The sequence below is a fragment of the Pigmentiphaga soli genome (assembly GCF_039541095.1).
Taxonomy (GTDB): domain Bacteria; phylum Pseudomonadota; class Gammaproteobacteria; order Burkholderiales; family Burkholderiaceae_B; genus Pigmentiphaga; species Pigmentiphaga soli.
This window is the reverse complement of the sequence record NZ_BAABFO010000009.1, coordinates 126812-144330: the sequence shown is the minus strand read 5'-3', so window position 1 is coordinate 144330 and position 17519 is coordinate 126812. Positions and strand designations below refer to the sequence as shown.

17 protein-coding genes are annotated in these 17519 nt (G+C 67.8%); 14 read left to right on the top strand and 3 right to left on the bottom strand.

Translation table 11 applies throughout. From position 1 onward, the window contains the following. Positions 1-186: 186 nt before the first annotated feature. Positions 187-1119, bottom strand: coding sequence for a TauD/TfdA dioxygenase family protein (locus tag ABD927_RS11555; protein WP_345249469.1), 933 nt, complete (start codon positions 1117-1119; stop codon positions 187-189). A gap of 382 nt (positions 1120-1501) precedes the next feature. On the opposite strand from ABD927_RS11555, the gene greA reads away from it, so the two are divergent. Together greA and ABD927_RS11545 are read left to right on the top strand one after the other, a co-directional pair. After that, the gene (gene greA / locus ABD927_RS11550; protein ID WP_345249467.1) at positions 1502-1978 is read left to right on the top strand and encodes a transcription elongation factor GreA; all 477 of its coding nucleotides are present in this window, start codon (positions 1502-1504) and stop codon (positions 1976-1978) included. Further along, positions 1978-2403 carry a DUF4149 domain-containing protein gene (locus ABD927_RS11545; RefSeq protein ID WP_345249465.1) on the top strand — a complete coding sequence of 142 codons (426 nt, stop codon included), beginning with the start codon at positions 1978-1980 and terminating at the stop codon, positions 2401-2403. Before greA ends, ABD927_RS11545 begins: the two co-directional genes overlap by 1 nt. Here ABD927_RS11545 and ABD927_RS11540 read toward each other — a convergent pair. Beyond that, entirely contained in the window at positions 2352-3098 is a 747-nt protein-coding gene (locus tag ABD927_RS11540; RefSeq protein ID WP_345249463.1) for a YhbY family RNA-binding protein, read from the bottom strand. The genes ABD927_RS11545 and ABD927_RS11540 overlap by 52 nt on opposite strands. Positions 3099-3119: 21 nt before the next feature. On the opposite strand from ABD927_RS11540, the gene ABD927_RS11535 reads away from it, so the two are divergent. The 7 genes from ABD927_RS11535 (at position 3120) to ABD927_RS11505 (ending at position 9754) form a co-directional block, all read left to right on the top strand. Continuing rightward, positions 3120-3791, top strand: a complete 672-nt coding sequence (locus ABD927_RS11535; RefSeq protein WP_345249461.1) for an RlmE family RNA methyltransferase — start codon at positions 3120-3122, stop codon at positions 3789-3791. Positions 3792-3854: 63 nt separating this feature from the next. Next, positions 3855-5738, top strand: a complete 1884-nt coding sequence (gene ftsH, locus ABD927_RS11530) for an ATP-dependent zinc metalloprotease FtsH (protein ID WP_345249459.1) — start codon at positions 3855-3857, stop codon at positions 5736-5738. 211 nt (positions 5739-5949) lie between these two features. Next, positions 5950-6780: a dihydropteroate synthase gene (gene folP, locus ABD927_RS11525; protein WP_345249457.1), complete on the top strand. Its 831-nt coding sequence runs from the start codon at positions 5950-5952 to the stop codon at positions 6778-6780. Then, complete coding sequence (glmM, locus tag ABD927_RS11520; protein WP_345249455.1) at positions 6777-8129, top strand: phosphoglucosamine mutase; 1353 nt, start codon at positions 6777-6779, stop codon at positions 8127-8129. The genes folP and glmM overlap by 4 nt, the downstream gene beginning before the upstream one ends. Before the next feature lie 105 nt (positions 8130-8234). After that, the gene (locus tag ABD927_RS11515; protein WP_345249453.1) at positions 8235-8687 is read left to right on the top strand and encodes a SixA phosphatase family protein; all 453 of its coding nucleotides are present in this window, start codon (positions 8235-8237) and stop codon (positions 8685-8687) included. A gap of 99 nt (positions 8688-8786) precedes the next feature. Next, positions 8787-9590: a GNAT family N-acetyltransferase gene (locus ABD927_RS11510; protein WP_345249451.1), complete on the top strand. Its 804-nt coding sequence runs from the start codon at positions 8787-8789 to the stop codon at positions 9588-9590. Beyond that, positions 9587-9754, top strand: a complete 168-nt coding sequence (locus tag ABD927_RS11505) for a hypothetical protein (RefSeq protein WP_345249449.1) — start codon at positions 9587-9589, stop codon at positions 9752-9754. Before ABD927_RS11510 ends, ABD927_RS11505 begins: the two co-directional genes overlap by 4 nt. Here ABD927_RS11505 and ppx read toward each other — a convergent pair. Beyond that, complete coding sequence (ppx, locus tag ABD927_RS11500) at positions 9707-11197, bottom strand: exopolyphosphatase (RefSeq protein WP_345249447.1); 1491 nt, start codon at positions 11195-11197, stop codon at positions 9707-9709. The two genes, ABD927_RS11505 and ppx, sit on opposite strands and share 48 nt — an antisense overlap. 145 nt (positions 11198-11342) lie before the next feature. Here ppx and ppk1 point away from each other — a divergent pair, with 145 nt between their 5' ends. The 5 genes from ppk1 to pstB all read left to right on the top strand — a co-directional run bounded on the left by ppk1 (position 11343) and on the right by pstB (position 17515). Next, on the top strand, positions 11343-13433 hold the full coding sequence (gene ppk1 / locus ABD927_RS11495; protein ID WP_345249445.1) for a polyphosphate kinase 1: 2091 nt from the start codon (positions 11343-11345) through the stop codon (positions 13431-13433). Between the two features lie 198 nt (positions 13434-13631). Then, positions 13632-14678: a phosphate ABC transporter substrate-binding protein PstS gene (gene pstS / locus ABD927_RS11490; RefSeq protein WP_345249443.1), complete on the top strand. Its 1047-nt coding sequence runs from the start codon at positions 13632-13634 to the stop codon at positions 14676-14678. A 124-nt stretch (positions 14679-14802) separates the two neighbouring features. Next, complete coding sequence (gene pstC / locus ABD927_RS11485) at positions 14803-15825, top strand: phosphate ABC transporter permease subunit PstC (RefSeq protein ID WP_345249440.1); 1023 nt, start codon at positions 14803-14805, stop codon at positions 15823-15825. A gap of 9 nt (positions 15826-15834) precedes the next feature. Then, positions 15835-16698 carry a phosphate ABC transporter permease PstA gene (gene pstA / locus ABD927_RS11480; RefSeq protein WP_345249439.1) on the top strand — a complete coding sequence of 288 codons (864 nt, stop codon included), beginning with the start codon at positions 15835-15837 and terminating at the stop codon, positions 16696-16698. 46 nt (positions 16699-16744) lie between these two features. Beyond that, a complete protein-coding gene (pstB, locus tag ABD927_RS11475; RefSeq protein ID WP_345249437.1) occupies positions 16745-17515 on the top strand; it encodes a phosphate ABC transporter ATP-binding protein PstB in 771 nt (256 codons plus the stop codon). The last annotated feature ends 4 nt before the right edge of the window (positions 17516-17519 follow it).

Sequence of the window (17519 nt, the reverse complement as noted above, 5' to 3'; positions counted from 1 at the left end):
GCGGCCAAGCAAAAAGCCCCGAAAGGGGCTTTTTGCGTTGAGGCGCCATCCAGGGCGCCGCGGATCCGGCTTTGCCGGTCCGCCAGCGCCGCCCCTCGAGGGGCGGTGGCCCAGCGGGCCGCGGGGCGGGCTTTCCTTCCGGTCCGCCGCCCCTTGAGGGGAGCGGCCGCAGGCCGCCGCGTGGACCTATTCCGCGGAATTGATGGGATCGCCCTCCAGCGCCACCGACGGCCGGCCATCCGGCCCGGTCGGAATCTCGCCGCCGAGCGTGACCCGGTACAACTGCCGGTCGAACTCGGTGGCGAAGATGTCTTCCGGCGCCAGGTGCGCGGTCGAGCGGTTGTCCCAGAACGCGATGCTGCCCGGCTCCCACTTGAAGCGCACGGTGAATTCCGGCCGGATCGAGTGTTCGAACAGCAGCTCCAGCAGCACCTGGCTTTCGCGCGGCGACAGGCCCACGATGCGCTGGATGAAGGTCGGGCTGATCAGCAGCGACTTCTCGCCGGTTTCCGGATGCACGCGCACCAGCGGGTGCTCGGTCAGCAGCGGCCGGCGCTGCAGCCGCACGTTGAAATCGGTGGTGGCGTTGGCGCCCTGCGGCACCGCGAACCGGTGCAGCGCGCGCAGCCCGTCCACGAAATTGCGCAGCGGCTCCGACAGCGCCTGGTAGGCCGCGGCCAGGTTGGTCCACTGGGTGTCGCCGCCGTAGGGCGGGATCGTCACGCCGCGCAGGATCGACGCGAACGGCGGGTTGACCGCGGCGGTGACGTCGGTGTGCCAGCCGCTCCACGGCCGTACCAGCTTCTCGCCCTGGTAGCGGGCCTTCTTGCGGTCGCGCGAGATGGAATAGATGGCCGGGTGCTCGGGCTCGAAGCCGAACACCGGATGGCCGACGGTCGGCTCGCCGAATTGCCGAGCCAGTTCCACGTGCTGCAGGTGGGTGAGCGGCTGGTCGCGGAAGAACAATACCTTCCACTTCAGCAGCGCCTGGCGGATCTCGGCTACCTGCTCGGGCGCCAGCGGGCGGGAAAGGTCGACGCCGCGGATCTCGGCGCCGATATGGACGGATTGGGGCAGCACGTCGATGGTGCCGGTACGGGGGGCAAGAACAGCGCTCATGATGTTTTCTCCTTTCCTTGCCCGGTACGGTGCGCGGCAAGGTATGGCGGGAATTCTGGCAGCCGCCCTCCATCCACCCAACGACCGTTTTTGACTATGCAAATGCGTTTCGCGTTGCCCCCGCCGGGTGCCCGCTCGGCCTGCACGCTCGGCGCAGCAGTCTTTGCGCCTCGCTCCGGGAAACCCCTAGATACAGTGCGGGCTTGCGTCGCGGCCCGACTTTCTGGACAATTCCCCCTGATCGCCCCGGTTCCTGATCGAGCCGGGGTTTTGTTTTTGCCCGCGCCCACCGCACCCCCCCGTGCAGGGCGGCCCGGAACGGCCCGATCGAGGCCCGAACGCGGTCCGGCGCGGATCAACCCGAATTCAAAGGAAGTAGACCATGGCTGCCATTCCGCTGACCGTGCGCGGTGCCGAGCGCCTGAAACAGGAATTGCATCGTCTGAAGACGGTGGAACGCCCCGCGGTGATCAATGCGATCGCCGAAGCGCGCGCGCAGGGCGACCTGTCCGAAAACGCCGAATACGACGCGGCCAAGGAAAAGCAGGGTTTCATCGAGGGACGGATCCAGGAGCTCGAAAGCAAGCTGTCCAACGCCCAGGTCATCGATCCGGTCGAGCTGCAGGCCGACGGCCGGGTGGTGTTCGGCGCCACGGTAGACCTGGAAGACCTCGAATCGGGCGAGAAAGTCACCTACCAGGTGGTGGGCGACGACGAAGCCGACATCCGCAACAACCTGATTTCGGTATCGAGCCCGATCGCCCGCGCGCTGATCGGCAAGTCGGAAGGCGACGTGGCCGAGGTGCAGGCGCCGTCGGGCATCCGCGAATACGAAATCCTCGCGGTGCGCTATATCTGATGGCCGTTCTGGTCCGCCTCGTCGCGGCGCTGTGGTGCGGCGCGCTGTGGACGGTCGGCCCGCTGGTGGCGCCGCTGCTGTTCTCGCAGCTCGACCTTGCCCATGCCGGCGCGGTGGCGGCGTCGCTGTTCCGCCTGCTGGCGCTGGGCGGGCTCGCGGCGGCGGTGCTGCTATTGGCGTTCGACCGGCTGGCGCGCGGCCTGGCGCTGGGCGTGGCCGGGCGGCGTGCGGTGCTGCTGATGGCGGTGGGCGTGGGCGTGGGCCAGTTCGGCATCCTGCCCGTGATGGACTACGCGCGCAATCTGATGGCCGCCGGCCAGCCGGTTCCCGCCTGGGCGGCGTTCGACCTGTGGCACGGCGCGGCCAGCGTGATCTACTTCTTGGTGGCGCTCTTGGGCCTGCGGCTGGTGGCCGTGGTGCGCTGAGCCCCCTGGCCGGCGCGGGCACCGGCCCGCAGCGACAGGGCGCTGCGCACCGGCGCGGGCCGTGCGCCGGGGCTTGCCGCGCGCTTGCGCGCCGCGCCCAGCGTGGAAGCCAGCCCGGCGGGCTTGCGGCGCGGGGCCTCGGCCGGTTCGACGCGCGCGGCGCCGCTCCGGGAAGCGGTTTCCTCGTGCGTGGAAGGCCGGCTGCGGCGGCCGCTTTCGCCCAGATAGCGTTCGCGGGCGGTCAGCGGCTCCGGTTCGCGCTCGGTGCGCGAACGGGTGCGGGCCGGCGCCGGCTTGCCGGCCGCCGCCAGTTTCTTGGGAATGTGCGGTTCGCTGGGCTTGCGGCCGCCGTGGCCCAGGTCGGCCACCTCCGAACGCTTGCCGCGGCGCGCCAGCAGCGCGTCGGCGTCGGGCGCGTCGTCGGTGGGGCGGAACAGCACCAGGGTCTTGCCCAGGTGGTGCACGGGCGCGCACGACAGCGTGTCGCAAATATGGGCGAGCAGTTCGTCGCGGGCGGCGCGGTCTTCGCCGCCGGCGCGCACCTTGATCAGGCCGTGGGCCGACAGGCTGCGGTCGATTTCCTGCAGCACGGCGTCAGACAGGCCTTTTTCGCCGATCAGCACCACCGGTTTGAGGGGATGCGCGGCGGCCCGCAGGGCGCTGCGCGTTTGGGAGTCGATGTCGAGTACAGGCATTGAAGAATTGTACGGGCAATCATGGCGAAGAACCGATTTTCGAAGAACTGGCTGCACCAGCACATCAACGATCCGTATGTGAAAATGGCCCAGCAGAAGGGCTATCGCGCGCGGGCGGCGTTCAAGCTGACCGAGATCCTGGATACCGAGAAGCTGCTGCGTCCGGGCGACGTCGTGATCGACCTCGGCTCGGCGCCCGGCAGCTGGTCGCAGGTGGTGCGCGAGCGCCTGGCCGGGCCGCAGGGAACGTTGCGCGGGCGCATCATCGCGCTCGACCTGCTGCCGATGGAGCCGGTGGCGGGGGTGGAATTCATCCAGGGCGACTTCCGCGAGGAGTCCGTCCTGCAACAACTGGAAAACTTGCTGGGAAGCCAGCCCGCGGATCTTGTAATTTCCGACATGGCGCCCAATCTTTCCGGTGTGGAGTCGGCCGACGCCGCCCGTATCCAGCATGTGTGCGATCTGGCGCGCGAATTCGCCCAGGCCCACCTCAAGCCGGACGGCGCGCTGGTCGTCAAGGCCTTCCACGGCAGCGGTTTTTCCCAGATCGTCCACAGCTTCAAGCAAACCTTCCGGCGGGTGGTCGAGCGCAAGCCCAAGGCCTCCCGCGACAAATCCGCGGAAACCTTTCTGGTCGGGGTCGGCCTCAAGGCGCCCCGGGCTGGCGGCAGGGTAGAATCGGGCAATATATAGTCTGATCGCGCCGGAATCGGTCCGGCAGGTCGAGCGGTCGGCAATACGAGTAGGAGATCGACCTTGAACAATATGTTCTCCAAAGTCGCGGTCTGGATGGTGATCGCCTTCGTTCTTTTCACGGTCTTCAAGCAGTTCGAAGGCCGTGCCCGTCCGCAGGACACGGTGTCCTACTCGCAATTCATGGAAGAGGCCAAGGCCGGCCGCATCCAGAAGGTCGAGATCCAGGGCGACGTGCTCAACGTCACGCCGGCCGAGGGCCGTTCCTATTCCATCACGTCGCCGGGCGACCTGTGGATGGTGGGCGACCTGATGAAATACGGCGTGCAGGTATCGGGCAAGCCCAAGGAAGAGCAGTCGCTGTTCCTGAACATCTTCGTGTCCTGGTTCCCGATGCTGCTCTTGATCGGCGTCTGGATATTCTTCATGCGGCAGATGCAGGGAGGCGGGCGCGGCGGCGCATTCAATTTCGGCAAGTCGCGCGCGCGGATGCTGGATGAAAACTCCAACACCGTCACCTTCGCCGACGTTGCCGGCTGTGACGAGGCCAAGGAAGACGTGCAGGAGCTGGTCGACTTCCTGCGCGACCCGTCCAAGTTCCAGAAGCTGGGCGGCCGCATCCCGCGCGGCGTGCTGATGGTGGGTTCGCCCGGCACCGGCAAGACGCTGCTGGCGCGCGCCATCGCCGGCGAGGCCAAGGTGCCGTTCTTCAGCATCTCGGGCTCCGACTTCGTCGAAATGTTCGTCGGCGTGGGCGCGGCCCGCGTGCGCGACATGTTCGAGAATGCCAAGAAGCAGGCGCCCTGCATCATCTTCATCGACGAAATCGACGCGGTCGGCCGCCAGCGCGGCGCCGGCCTGGGCGGCGGCAACGACGAGCGCGAACAGACCCTGAACCAGATGCTGGTGGAAATGGACGGCTTCGAAACCGGCCAGGGCATCATCGTGATCGCCGCCACCAACCGGCCCGACGTGCTCGACCCGGCGCTGCTGCGTCCGGGCCGCTTCGACCGCCAGGTGGTGGTGCCGCTGCCCGACATCCGCGGCCGCGAGCAGATCCTGAAGGTGCACATGCGCAAGGTGCCGGTGGCGCCCGACGTCGACGCCACCATCCTGGCGCGCGGCACCCCGGGCTTCTCGGGCGCCGACCTGGCCAACCTGGTCAACGAGGCCGCGCTGTTCGCCGCCCGCCGCAACGGCCGCACGGTGGAAATGTCCGACTTCGAAAAGGCGAAGGACAAGATCATCATGGGCGCCGAGCGCCGCTCCATCGTCATGCCCGAGGAAGAGCGCCGCAACACCGCGTACCACGAATCCGGCCACGCCATCGTCGCCAAGATGCTGCCCAAGACGGACCCGGTCCACAAGGTCACCATCATCCCGCGCGGCCGCGCGCTGGGCGTGACGATGCAGCTGCCCGAGGGCGACCGCTACAGCATGGACAAGGAACGCATGCTGAACACGATCGCCGTGCTGTTCGGCGGCCGCATCGCCGAAGAAGTGTTCATGCACCAGATGACCACCGGCGCCTCGAACGACTTCGAGCGGGCCACGGCCATCGCGCGCGACATGGTCACGCGCTACGGCATGACGGATTCGCTGGGCCCCATGGTGTATGCCGAGAACGAGGGCGAAGTCTTCCTCGGCCGCAGCATCACCAAGACCACCCAGGTGTCGGAAGCCACGATGCAGAAGGTCGACGGCGAGATCCGCCGCATCATCGACGAGCAGTACGCGGCGGCGCGCAAGATCCTGGAAGACAACCGCGACAAGGTCGAGGTGATGGCCAAGGCGCTGCTCGAATGGGAAACCATCGACGCCGACCAGATCGACGACATCATCGCCGGCCGCCCCCCGCGTCCCCCCAAGACGCCGGAATCGGGCAGCTCGCCGAACACGCCTCCTACCACCCCCGGCGTCGCTTCCGGCGCCACCGCAGCAGCGTAGGGGGAAGGAAAGCCCGCCCCTGGCGGCCTTCGGCCGCTCCTCTCGGGGGCGGCGCTGGCGGACCGGCGGAACCGGCTCCGCGGCGCCCTGGGCGAGGCGGAGGCTGGTGAAGGTTTTCCCGAAGGCTGCTGCGGCAGCCTTTTCCTTTTGGGCGGGCGCAGCGGGCCATACGGTGCGACAATAGAGTAGTTTTTCCTCGTCCTCGCTCACCATGCCTTTTCTACAATGCGGCCGCTATACGCTGGACCTTTCCATCCCGCGCGTGATGGGCGTCGTCAACGTCACCCCTGACTCGTTTTCCGACGGCGGGCGCCATGCCACGCTGGAGGCCGCCGTGGCGCATGCGCGGCGGCTGGTGGAGGAGGGGGCCGACCTGCTGGACATCGGCGGCGAGTCGACCCGCCCTGGGGCGGCGCCGGTATCCGAAGCGGAAGAACTGGAACGGGTGCTGCCGCTGGTGGAGGCCCTGCGCGATGCCGGCGTGCCGCTGTCGGTGGATACCGCCAAGCCGGCCGTGATGCGGGCCGTGCTGGATGCCGGCGCCGACATGATCAACGACATCCGCGCCTTCGACACGCCCGAGGCCCTGGCTGCCGTGGCTGGCGGCCAGTGCGGCGTCTGTGCAATGCACATGCGCGGCGAGCCCCGCACCATGCAGCAGGCGCCCCGCTACGACGACGTGGTGGCCGAGGTGCGCGACTTCCTCGCGGCCCGCGCCGGCGCATTGCGCGATGCCGGCGTGGCCGCCCGGCGCATCTGCCTGGATCCCGGCTTCGGCTTCGGCAAGACGGCCGAACACAATTTCCGCCTGCTGCATGAGCTGCCGGCGTTGGCCGCGGCCGGCTACCCGCTGCTGATCGGCGTATCGCGCAAGAGCATGATCGGCGCGGCCACCGGCAAGCCGGTGGGCGAGCGCACGGCCGGCAGCGTCGCCGCGGCGCTGGCGGCGATCGCCCGCGGCGCGGCCATCGTCAGGGTGCACGACGTGGCGGCCACGGTGGACGCGATCAAGGTCTGGCGCGCGGTGGAGGCGGCATCATGAGGGCATGGTCGGGCGCGCGGCGCCAATACTTCGGCACCGACGGCGTCCGCGGACGGGTGGGCGGCCCGGTCATCAACGCCGAATTCGCGCTGCGCCTGGGCCATGCCGCCGGGCGCGTGCTGGCCCAGCGGCCGGCCGGCAAGGGCCGGCCCACGGTGCTGATCGGCAAGGACACGCGCATTTCCGGCTACATGCTCGAATCGGCCCTGGAAGCCGGCCTGTCGGCCGCCGGCGTCGACGTGCTGCTGGCCGGGCCGATGCCCACGCCGGCCATCGCCTACCTGACCCGGGCGCTGCGGCTGGCCGCCGGCATCGTCATCAGCGCCTCGCACAACCCCTACTACGACAACGGCATCAAATTCTTCTCCGGCGCGGGCCGCAAGCTGCCCGACGAGGTCGAGGCGCGCATCGAGCAGGTGCTGGCCGGGCCGGTCGGCTGTGTCGGCTCGGAGCTGCTGGGCCGCGCCCGCCGGCTCAACGATGCCGGCGGCCGCTACATCGAATTCTGCAAGAGCAGCTTCCCCGGCGATCTCAGCCTCTCCGGCCTGACCATCGTGGTCGACGCCGCGCACGGCGCCGCCTACCACGTGGCCCCCAGCGTATTCGAAGAGCTAGGCGCCAAGGTGATCCCGATGGGCTGCCAGCCCGACGGCCTCAACATCAACGAAGGCGTGGGCGCCATCCACGCCGAGGCGCTGGCCGGCGCCGTGGCGGCGCATCGCGCCGACCTCGGCGTCGCGCTGGACGGCGACGCCGACCGGTTGATGATGGCCGACGCCAGCGGCCGCATCTACAACGGCGACGAACTGCTGTATGTCATCGTGAAAGACCGGCTGGCCCAGGGCCCGGTGGCTGGCGTGGTCGGCACGCTGATGACCAATCTCGCGTTCGAGCACAAGATGGCCGAGCTCGGCATTGCGTTCGCGCGCGCCGCGGTCGGCGACCGCTACGTGATGGAAATGCTGCAGGAGCACGGCTGGCAGCTGGGCGGCGAGGCCTCGGGCCACCTGCTGTGCCTGGACCGCCACACCACCGGCGACGGCATCATCGCCGCGCTGCAGGTGCTGGCCGCCATGCAGCGGGCGGGCCGCGGCCTGAAGGAACTGGTCGCGCCGCTGGTGCTATATCCGCAGGAGCTGGTCAGCGTGCCGCTGGCCCCGGGCGTGGACTGGCGCAGCCACGCGGGGCTGGCGCATGCGAGGCAGGAGGTGGAGCGGGCGCTGGGCAGCCAGGGCCGCCTGCTGATCCGCCCCTCCGGCACCGAACCGAAGCTGCGCCTGATGGTGGAGGCTCCCGATGCCGCACTGGTGCGCCGTTGCCTGACCAGCCTGGTGGAGAGCCTGAAGTAAGGTCCCCTGGGCGCTGCGCGCGTCCCCAGGGGGAGGATCCTTGACCCCCGTCAACTGGCCGTCACGCCGGGCCCGCACTATAGTGTGTTTTTTGCGGACCTTGTCATGAACCTCATTCTGTGGCGGCACGCCGAAGCCGAAGACGGCGCCGACGACATGCGGCGCGCGCTGACCCGCCGCGGGCATCGGCAGGCGCAGGCCGCGGCCGGCTGGCTGCGTCGGCATGCCCCGGCCAAGCTGTCGATCCTGGTCAGCCCGGCCGTGCGCGCCCGCCAGACGGCCGATGCATTACAACTGGACTACACTGTAGTTCCCGACATCGCCCCCAATGCCGAACCCGCCCATCTGATGGCGGCCAGCGGCTGGCCCCTGGCGTCGCAGTCGGTGCTGCTCGTCGGCCACCAGCCTACGCTGGGGCGCCTGGCCAGCACCCTGCTCGCCGGCATCGACCTGCCCTGGACGCTGAAGAAAGGAGGCATCTGGTGGCTGGCGCGCCGGCAGCGAGACGACGAATTCCAGGTCGTGCTGCGCGCCGTCGTCAATCCCGAATTCATCTAGGCGCCAGTGGTTCAGCCGTTCACAAACAAGCCATCTTTTCGTCAATGAACTGAAACGCGAAGCGCCGACACTTGCTCATCTATTCATGGGAGTGGCCAAATGCTCGAATTCACCCGAATCGACGCACGCCGGGAAGTCTCCGGCGAAGAGCATGGCAACGCAGGGATTTCCGGCCTGGCCGTGGGTCTGGCCAGGTCGTGGGCAGAAGTGGAACAGGCGCAGCGGCTGCGCTACGAGGTCTTCACCGAAGACATGGGTGCGGTGTTCCCGCAGGCCGTCAATGGCATCGACGAAGACCGCTTCGATTCGTGGTGCGAACACCTGATCGTGCGTGAACTGGGCACCGACCGCGTGGTCGGCACCTACCGCATCCTCGGTCCCGAGCAGGCCCGCCAGGCCGGCAACTATTATTCGGAATCGGAATTCGACCTGCGCGGCCTGGATTCCATCCGCCACGACCTGGTCGAATTCGGCCGTTCCTGCACCCATCGCGACTACCGCAGCGGCGCCGTCATCATGCTGCTGTGGTCGGGCCTGGCCGAATTCCTGCGCCGCAGCGGCCATCGCTACGTGCTGGGCTGCGCCAGTGTCAGCCTGCGCGACGACGGCGCCACTGCCGCCAGCGTCTACCGCTCGGTAGCCCGGCAGATCGAGCAGGCGCGCGAGCTGTCGGTGCAGCCGCTGCACCGGCTGCCGATCGAGCGCTTCGATGGCAACCTGCCCGCCAAGGTGCCGCCGCTGATCAAGGGCTACCTGAAGATCGGCGCGACGGTATGCGGCGAGCCGGCCTGGGATCCGGACTTCAACACCGCCGACTTTCCCATGCTGCTGTCGATCGACCGGATGGACGACCGCTACCGGCGCCATTTCGGGCTGAGCGCCGGCGCGTCGGGCAGGTCATGAACCGCCGCGGCGCGCGCGGCGGCCGCAACCCGCGCCGCAAGCCGGGCTGGCGGCTGCGGCGCGGCCTGCGCCGGCTGGGCATCCGGCTGCTGCGCAAAGCCACGCGCCCGGTGCGTTCAGCGCTCAAGCAACTCGAAAGCGAAGCCCACCTTGCGCCATTCTGAGATCTCGGCGCGCAGCGTGAAATCGGTGAGCGGATGGGCCCGCAGCCATTTCGCGTCGGCGTTGACCACGATCGAGCTGCCGCTGGCCGAGGCCTGAAGCGGCAGCTTCGGGATCGGCTCGCGGCGGCGGAACAGGATGGCGGCCAGCCGCAACGACAGGATCGCCAGCCAGTGCTCGCGCCGTGTGCACAGCCCCTCCATCTTTCCCAGCTTGCCCAGATGCCCGAGCGCGAGCATCGCCAGCAGCCGCTGCTCCGGGCGCGAAAAACCCGGCATGTCGGCGTTCTCGAGCACGTAGGCCGTGTGCTTGTGGTAGCTGTTGTGGGCGATGGTCAGGCCGGCTTCATGCAGGTCGGCGGCCCAGCCCAGCAGGCGCGGCAGCTCTTCCAGGTCGGCCGGCACGTCGGGCACCATCTGGCCGAACAATTGCAGCGCCGCGCGCCGCACGCGGGCGGCCTGCGGCGTGTCGATCTCGTAGCGCAGCATGAAATGGCGCACGGTTTCGTCGCGCTGGTCCTGCGGCGCCTCGCGGCCCAGCAGGTCGTACAGTACGCCTACGCGCAGCGCGCCGTCGGCCGTGCGCATCACGTCGATGCCGAGCTCGTCGAACAGCGCGCTCATGATCGCCAGCCCGCCCGGCAGCACCGCCATGCGGTCGGGCTTGATGCCCGCCAGCTGGGCCCGCTCCACGGTGCCGGCCTTGATCAGGCGGTCTTTGAGCTTGTCCATGCCGCGGCGCGTGATGCCCTCGGGCGAAAAGCCCGACTCGGCCAGGATCGCCCCCAGCGCCTTGCTGGTGCCCGACGAGCCGTAGGCCTCGCGCCAGCCGGTCTCGCGGAAACGCCGGGCAATGACTTCCACCTCGCGCCGCGCGGCCAGTTCGGCCTGCTTCATGGCATGGGCGTCGACGATGCCGTCGGGGAAGAACTGGCGGCTGTAGCTGACACAGCCCATGTAGAGCGATTCCATCAGCAGCGGCTCGAAGCGCCGGCCGACGATGAATTCGGTCGAGCCGCCGCCGATGTCGACCACCAGGCGCTTCTCGGCCGACGGCGGCAGCGAATGGGCGACGCCGGTGAAGATCAGCCGCGCCTCTTCGCGCCCGGCGATGACTTCGATCGGGAAGCCGAGCGCTGCCTCGGCCTGCGGCAGGATATCGGCCACGTTGCGCGCGACCCGGAAGGTATTGGTGGCCACGGCCCGCACGCGGTCCGGATGGAAGCTGCGCAGCCGTTCGCCGAAGCGCTCCAGCACCTGGATCGCGAACGCCACGGTGGCCGGCTCGAGCGTCTTGTCGGGGCGCAGGCCGGCCGCCAGCCGCACGGTCTCCTTCAGGCGGTCGACCGGGTAGATCTGCGCCGCTCCCGCTTCATCCGAGACCCGGCCGATGACGAGGCGGAAACTGTTGGAGCCGAGGTCGACGGCGGCGAGGAGATGGTCCATGCGAATTGAAAAAGGCCTGAAGTCGTAAAAGAATACGCAATTTCCATGACAGTCAGGTGTCGCTGTCACAGTTGCGTCATCGTTTTGAAGCAAGAATAACGCCCATCCCCATCAATCCGCCCCCATTTTCGGCTCCCATCGCCTCATGCCTGCGCGCGCAGCTGTCAAAGACCTCTACTTCAATCGCGAACTGTCGCTGCTGAAATTCAACGAACGCGTGCTGGCGCTGGCCGAAGACGACCGCACGCCGCTGCTCGAGCGCCTGCGCTTCGTCTGCATCGTCAGCTCCAACCTGGACGAGTTCTTCGAGATCCGCGTGGCCAGCCTGAACGAGCAGGTGCGCCAGAGTCCCGCGCTCAAGGGCATCGACGGGCTCACGCCCACCGAGGTCTACGAACGCGTGTCGGAGGCGGCGCATGCGCTGATCGCCCGCCAGTACACCCTGCTGAACCGCGAGATCCTGCCCCGGCTGCAGGCCGAGGGCGTGGTGCTGCACATGGCGCAGGGCTGGACGCCGGCGCAGCGCGCCTGGGCGCACGAGGTGTTCCGGCGCGACGTGATGCCGCTGCTGACGCCGATCGGCCTGGACCCGGCCCATCCCTTCCCGCGGGTGTTCAACAAGAGCCTGAACTTCGCCGTGCGCCTGCGCGGGCGCGACGCCTTCGGCCGCAGCGCGTCGGTGGCCATCGTGCAGGCGCCGCGCGCGCTGCCGCGGCTCACGCAGATGCCGCCGGCGCTGTCGGGCAACCCGCACGGCTACGTGATGCTGACCTCGTTCCTGCAGGCCTTCGTGGGCGACCTGTTCCCCGGCATGGAGGTCGAGGGCTGCTACCAGTGGCGGGTCACCCGCAACAGCGATCTGTATGTGGACGACGAGGAAATCACCAACCTGCGCCAGGCGCTGCAAGGCGAATTGACGCAGCGCCATTTCGGCGACGCCGTGCGCCTGGAGCTGGCCGACGCCACGCCGCCCGAACTGGAAAGCTTCCTGCTGAAGGAATTCTCGCTGCCGCCGGCGGCAGCCTACCGGGTCGACGGCCCGGTCAACCTGTCGCGCCTGATGCACCTGGCCAACGCGGTCGACCGGCCCGATCTGAAATTCCACGATTTCCGCGGCCCGGTACCCGAGCCGTTCAACAAGCGCGGCCTGACGCCCGAGGCGCTGTTCCGCGCCATCGCCGCGCAGGACCGCCTGCTGCACCATCCCTACCAGTCGTTCCGCCCTGTCATCGATTTCCTGACCGCCGCCGCGGCCGATCCGGCGGTGGTGTCGATCAAGCAGACCATCTACCGCACCGGCGAGGATTCCGAGCTGATGCGGCTGCTGCTGGCGGCGGCCCGCTCGGGCAAGGAAGTGACGGTGGTGGTCGAGCTGATGGCCCGCTTCGACGAGCAGACCAACATCAACTGGGCCGCCAAGCTGGAAGAGGTCGGCGCTCATGTGGTGTACGGCGTGGTCGGCCACAAGACGCACGCCAAGATGGCGCTGGTGCTGCGCCAGGAGCGCGGCAGGCTGCGGCGCTACGGCCACCTCGGCACCGGCAACTACCATCCGAGCACGGCGCGGCTGTACACCGACTTCGGGCTGTTCACGGCCGATCCCCGCATCTGCGAGGACATGGACCAGATCTTCGCGCAGCTGACCGGGCTGGGCGCGCGGCGCCGGCTCAAGTGCCTGCTGCAGTCGCCGTTCACGCTGCACGAAGCGATGGTCTCGATGATCCGGCGCGAGGCGCGCCATGCCCGCGCCGGCCGGCCGGCCCGCATCATGGCCAAGATGAACGCGCTGCTGGAGCCGACCGTGATCGCCGAGCTCTACAAGGCCAGCCGCGCCGGCGTGAAGATCGACCTGATCGTGCGCGGCGTCTGCACGCTGCGGGCCGGCGTGCCCGGGCTGTCGGAGAACATTGCCGTGCGTTCCATCGTCGGCCGCTTCCTGGAGCATTCGCGCGCCTACTACTTCTACAACGCCGGCAACGAAGACGTCTACCTGGGCTCGGCCGACTGGATGGACCGCAACTTCTTCCGCCGCGTGGAAGTCGCCTTCCCCGTTTCCGACCCCGCGCTCAAAAAGCGCGTGATCGAAGAAGCCTTCACCCTGGCCCTGCGCGACACCTACGCCTGGCACCAGCAGCCCGGCGGCGACTACGCCCGCCCCCGCACCCGCCGCAAGCCCTTCAGCCTGCAAGCCCGCCTGATGTCCACCCTGGGCGGCGACCACACAGAACTGGAATAAGAAAAAACGTACCCCGGCAAGACGGCGCATCCAGGATGCGGCGGATCCGGCTCCGCCGGTCCGCGCGCATCGCCCCCTGGGGGGCGCGCGAAGCGCGTACGGGGGGGCTCATCATGACTGTCACTTTCATGTCATATGGGATGGGTAACCTTCGGCCCGTAGTCGGTTTCCACCACGCAAACGCAGAAGGATCCTGCAATGAAATTCACCTTCAAACAAATCACGGTTGGCGTCGCGCTGGGCCTGGCCGCGCTGGCCGCGCAGGCCGCCGAGATCACCGGTGCCGGTGCTTCGTTCCCGTATCCGGTCTATGCCAAGTGGGCGTCGGATTACAAGGCTGCCACGGGCACCACCGTCAACTACCAGTCGATCGGCTCGGGTGGCGGCCAGAAGCAGATCATCGCCAAGACGGTCGATTTCGGCGCCTCCGACGCCGCGCTGTCGGGCGCCGATCTCGACAAGCATGGCCTGGCCCAGTTCCCGGCCGTGATCGGCGGCATCGTGCCGGTCGTCAACCTGCCCGGCATCCAGCCCGGCCAACTGCACTTCACCGGCGCGCTGCTGGCCGACATCTACCTGGGCAAGGTCACCAAGTGGAACGACCCGGCGATCGCCAAGCTGAACCCCGGCGTGTCGCTGCCCAACCAGGACATCATCGTCGTCTACCGTTCGGACGCCTCGGGCACGACGTTCAACTGGACCAACTACCTGTCGCGCGTGTCGAGCGAGTGGAAGACCAAGATCGGCGAGAACACCGACGTCAAGTGGCCCACCGGCCAGGGCGGCAAGGGTAACGAAGGCGTGTCGAACTACGTCAAGCAGTTCCCGGGCGCCATCGGCTACGTCGAGTACGCCTACTCGAAGCAGAACAACCTGCCCTACGGCCTGGTGCAGAACAAGGCCGGCAAGTACGTGCAGCCGGTGCAGGCCGCCTTCGCCGCCGCCGCGGCCAACGCCGACTGGGACAGCCAGCCGGGCATGGGCGTGGTCCTGAACGACGAGCCGGGCGACGCCACCTGGCCCATCACCAGCGCCACCTTCATCCTGATGCACAAGGTGCAGGACAAGCCGGCGCAGGGCGCCGAAGTGCTGAAGTTCTTCGACTGGGCCTTCAAGAACGGCCAGAAGGACGCCACGGCGCTCGACTACGTTCCGCTGCCCGATGCCGTGACGAACAAGATCCGCGGCATCTGGAAGTCGCAGATCAAGGACGCCAGCGGCAAGCCGGTCTACGCCGCCAACTGATTTCCGTCTTCTGGCGGTTTCAGGCAGTCTAGGCAATCCGAAGCGGGGGCGGCGACGCTTGCCCCCGCTTTTTTACGCAGTTTCTCCTTATGCCATCTCGCATGGCCCAGGCCGAGGGAAACCGATGAGCGCGGTGATTGATAATATGCCGGGCGGGGTACGGAGCGATCGCTCCGCGCCTATCGCTACCGGAAACACTCCCCCGATGAAGAAAACCAACAATGCGCTGGCGGACGCGCTGTTCAAGGGCCTGACCCGGTTCTTCGCGCTCGCGGTGCTGTGCCTGCTCGCGGCGATCCTGATATCGCTGGTGTTCGGCAGCTCGGTCACGCTGAAAAAGTACGGGCTGTCGTTCATCTGGACCAACGAGTGGGATCCGCTCAACAGCGAATTCGGCGCGCTGGTGCCGATCGTCGGCACGCTGGTCACCTCGCTGATCGCCCTGCTGATCGCGGTGCCGGTGTCGTTCGGCATCGCCATGTTCCTGACCGAACTGTCGCCGCCCTGGCTGCGCCGCCCGCTGGGCACCGCGGTCGAGATGCTGGCGGCGATTCCGTCCATCATCTACGGCATGTGGGGCCTGTTCGTCTTCGCGCCCCTGTTCCAGAAATACATCCAGCCTTTCCTGATCGACGCCCTCAGCCCGCTTCCCGGCATCGGCTTCCTGTTCAAGGGCCCGGCCTTCGGCGTCGGCGTGTTCACCGCGGGCCTGATCCTGGCGGTCATGATCATCCCGTTCATCACCGCGGTGATGCGCGATGTGTTCGAACTGGTGCCCGCCATGCTGAAGGAATCGGCCTACGGGCTGGGCGCCACCACCTGGGAAGTGGTATCGCGCGTGGTGCTGCCGTTCACCAAGGTCGGCGTGATCGGCGGCATCATGCTGGGGCTGGGCCGCGCGCTGGGCGAGACCATGGCCGTGACCTTCGTGATCGGCAATGCCTTCCGCCTGTCCGGGTCGATATTCGCGCCCGGCAATTCTATCGCCTCGGCGCTGGCCAACCAGTTCAACGAGGCGCGCGACCCCGACCACCTGTCCGCGCTGATCGAACTGGGCCTGATCCTGTTCCTGATCACCACCGTCGTCCTGGCGCTGTCCAAGCTGCTGCTGCTGCGCCTGTCCAAGAGCGAAGGCGCCAAGAGCTGAGAGACCGCCATGTCGACCACCGTCATTTCGATGCAGAACTCGATCTATCGCCGCCGGCGCGCCAAGAACCGGCTCATGCTGACGCTGTCGTTCGGCGCGCTGGTGTTCGGCCTGTTCTGGCTGTTCTGGATCATCCTGACCCTGCTGGCCAAGGGTGGCAGCGCGATGAGCCTGTCGCTGTTCACCCAGATCACGCCGCCCCCCGGCAGCGACGGCGGCCTGATCAACGCCGTGGTCGGCAGCGTGCTGATGGCCGGCCTGGGCACGCTCGTCGGCACGCCGATCGGCATCCTGGCCGGCACCTACCTGGCCGAGTACGGGCGGGGCGGCTGGCTGGCGCCGGCCACCCGCTTCATCAACGACGTGCTGCTGTCGGCGCCGTCGATCGTGATCGGCCTGTTCATCTATACCGTCTACGTGGCCCAGGTGCAGCACTACTCGGGCTGGGCCGGCGTGCTGGCGCTGGCGGTCATCGTCATCCCGGTGGTGGTGCGCACCACCGACGACATGCTCAGGCTGGTGCCCAACAGCCTGCGCGAGGCCTGCGTCGCGCTGGGCTGCCCGCACTGGAAGATGATCACCATGGTCTGCTACCGCGCGGCGCGCTCGGGCATCGTGACCGGCATCCTGCTGGCGATCGCCCGCATTTCCGGCGAGACCGCGCCCTTGCTGTTCACCGCCCTGAACAGCCAGTTCATGACCTGGAACATGAACGCGCCGATGGCCAACCTGCCGATGATGATCTTCCAGTTCGCGGGCAGCCCGTATCCCGACTGGCAGCGCCTGGCCTGGGCCGGCGCCACGCTGATCACGCTGCTGGTGCTCGCCATCAACATCTTCGCCCGGATCGCGTTCCGCCGGCAGGGCGCCTGAGCACCTACCAAGCACGCCGCTCCATTCCATTCCATCCGGACACGTCATGGACACCAATCAACCGCCCGCCAAGATTTCCGTCAGGAACCTGAACTTCTACTATGGGAAGTTCCATGCCCTGCGCAACGTCAACATGACGATTCCCGAGAAGAAGGTCACCGCCTTCATCGGGCCGTCGGGCTGCGGCAAGTCGACGCTGCTGCGCACCTTCAACCGCATGTTCGAGCTCTATCCCGAGCAGCGCGCCGAAGGCGAGATCAACCTGGACGGCGAGAACCTGCTCACCTCCAAGATGGACATCTCGCTGATCCGGGCCAAGGTCGGCATGGTGTTCCAGAAGCCAACCCCGTTCCCGATGAGCATCTACGACAACATCGCGTTCGGCGTGCGCCTGTTCGAAAACCTCAGCCGCGGCGAGATGGACGAACGGGTCGAATGGGCGCTGACCAAGGCGGCGCTGTGGGAGGAGGCCAAGAACAAGCTGCACCAGAGCGGCCACAGCCTGTCGGGCGGCCAGCAGCAGCGCCTGTGCATCGCGCGCGGCATCGCGATCAAGCCCGAGGTGCTGCTGCTCGACGAGCCCTGCTCGGCGCTGGACCCGATCTCGACCGCCAAGATCGAAGAGCTGATCGACGAACTGAAGGACGACTACACCGTCGTCATCGTGACCCACAACATGCAGCAGGCGGCGCGCTGCTCCGACTACACCGCCTACATGTACCTGGGCGAGCTGATCGAATTCGGCGTGACCGACCAGATCTTCATCAAGCCGTCGAAGAAAGCCACCGAAGACTACATCACCGGCAGGTTTGGGTAGCAGG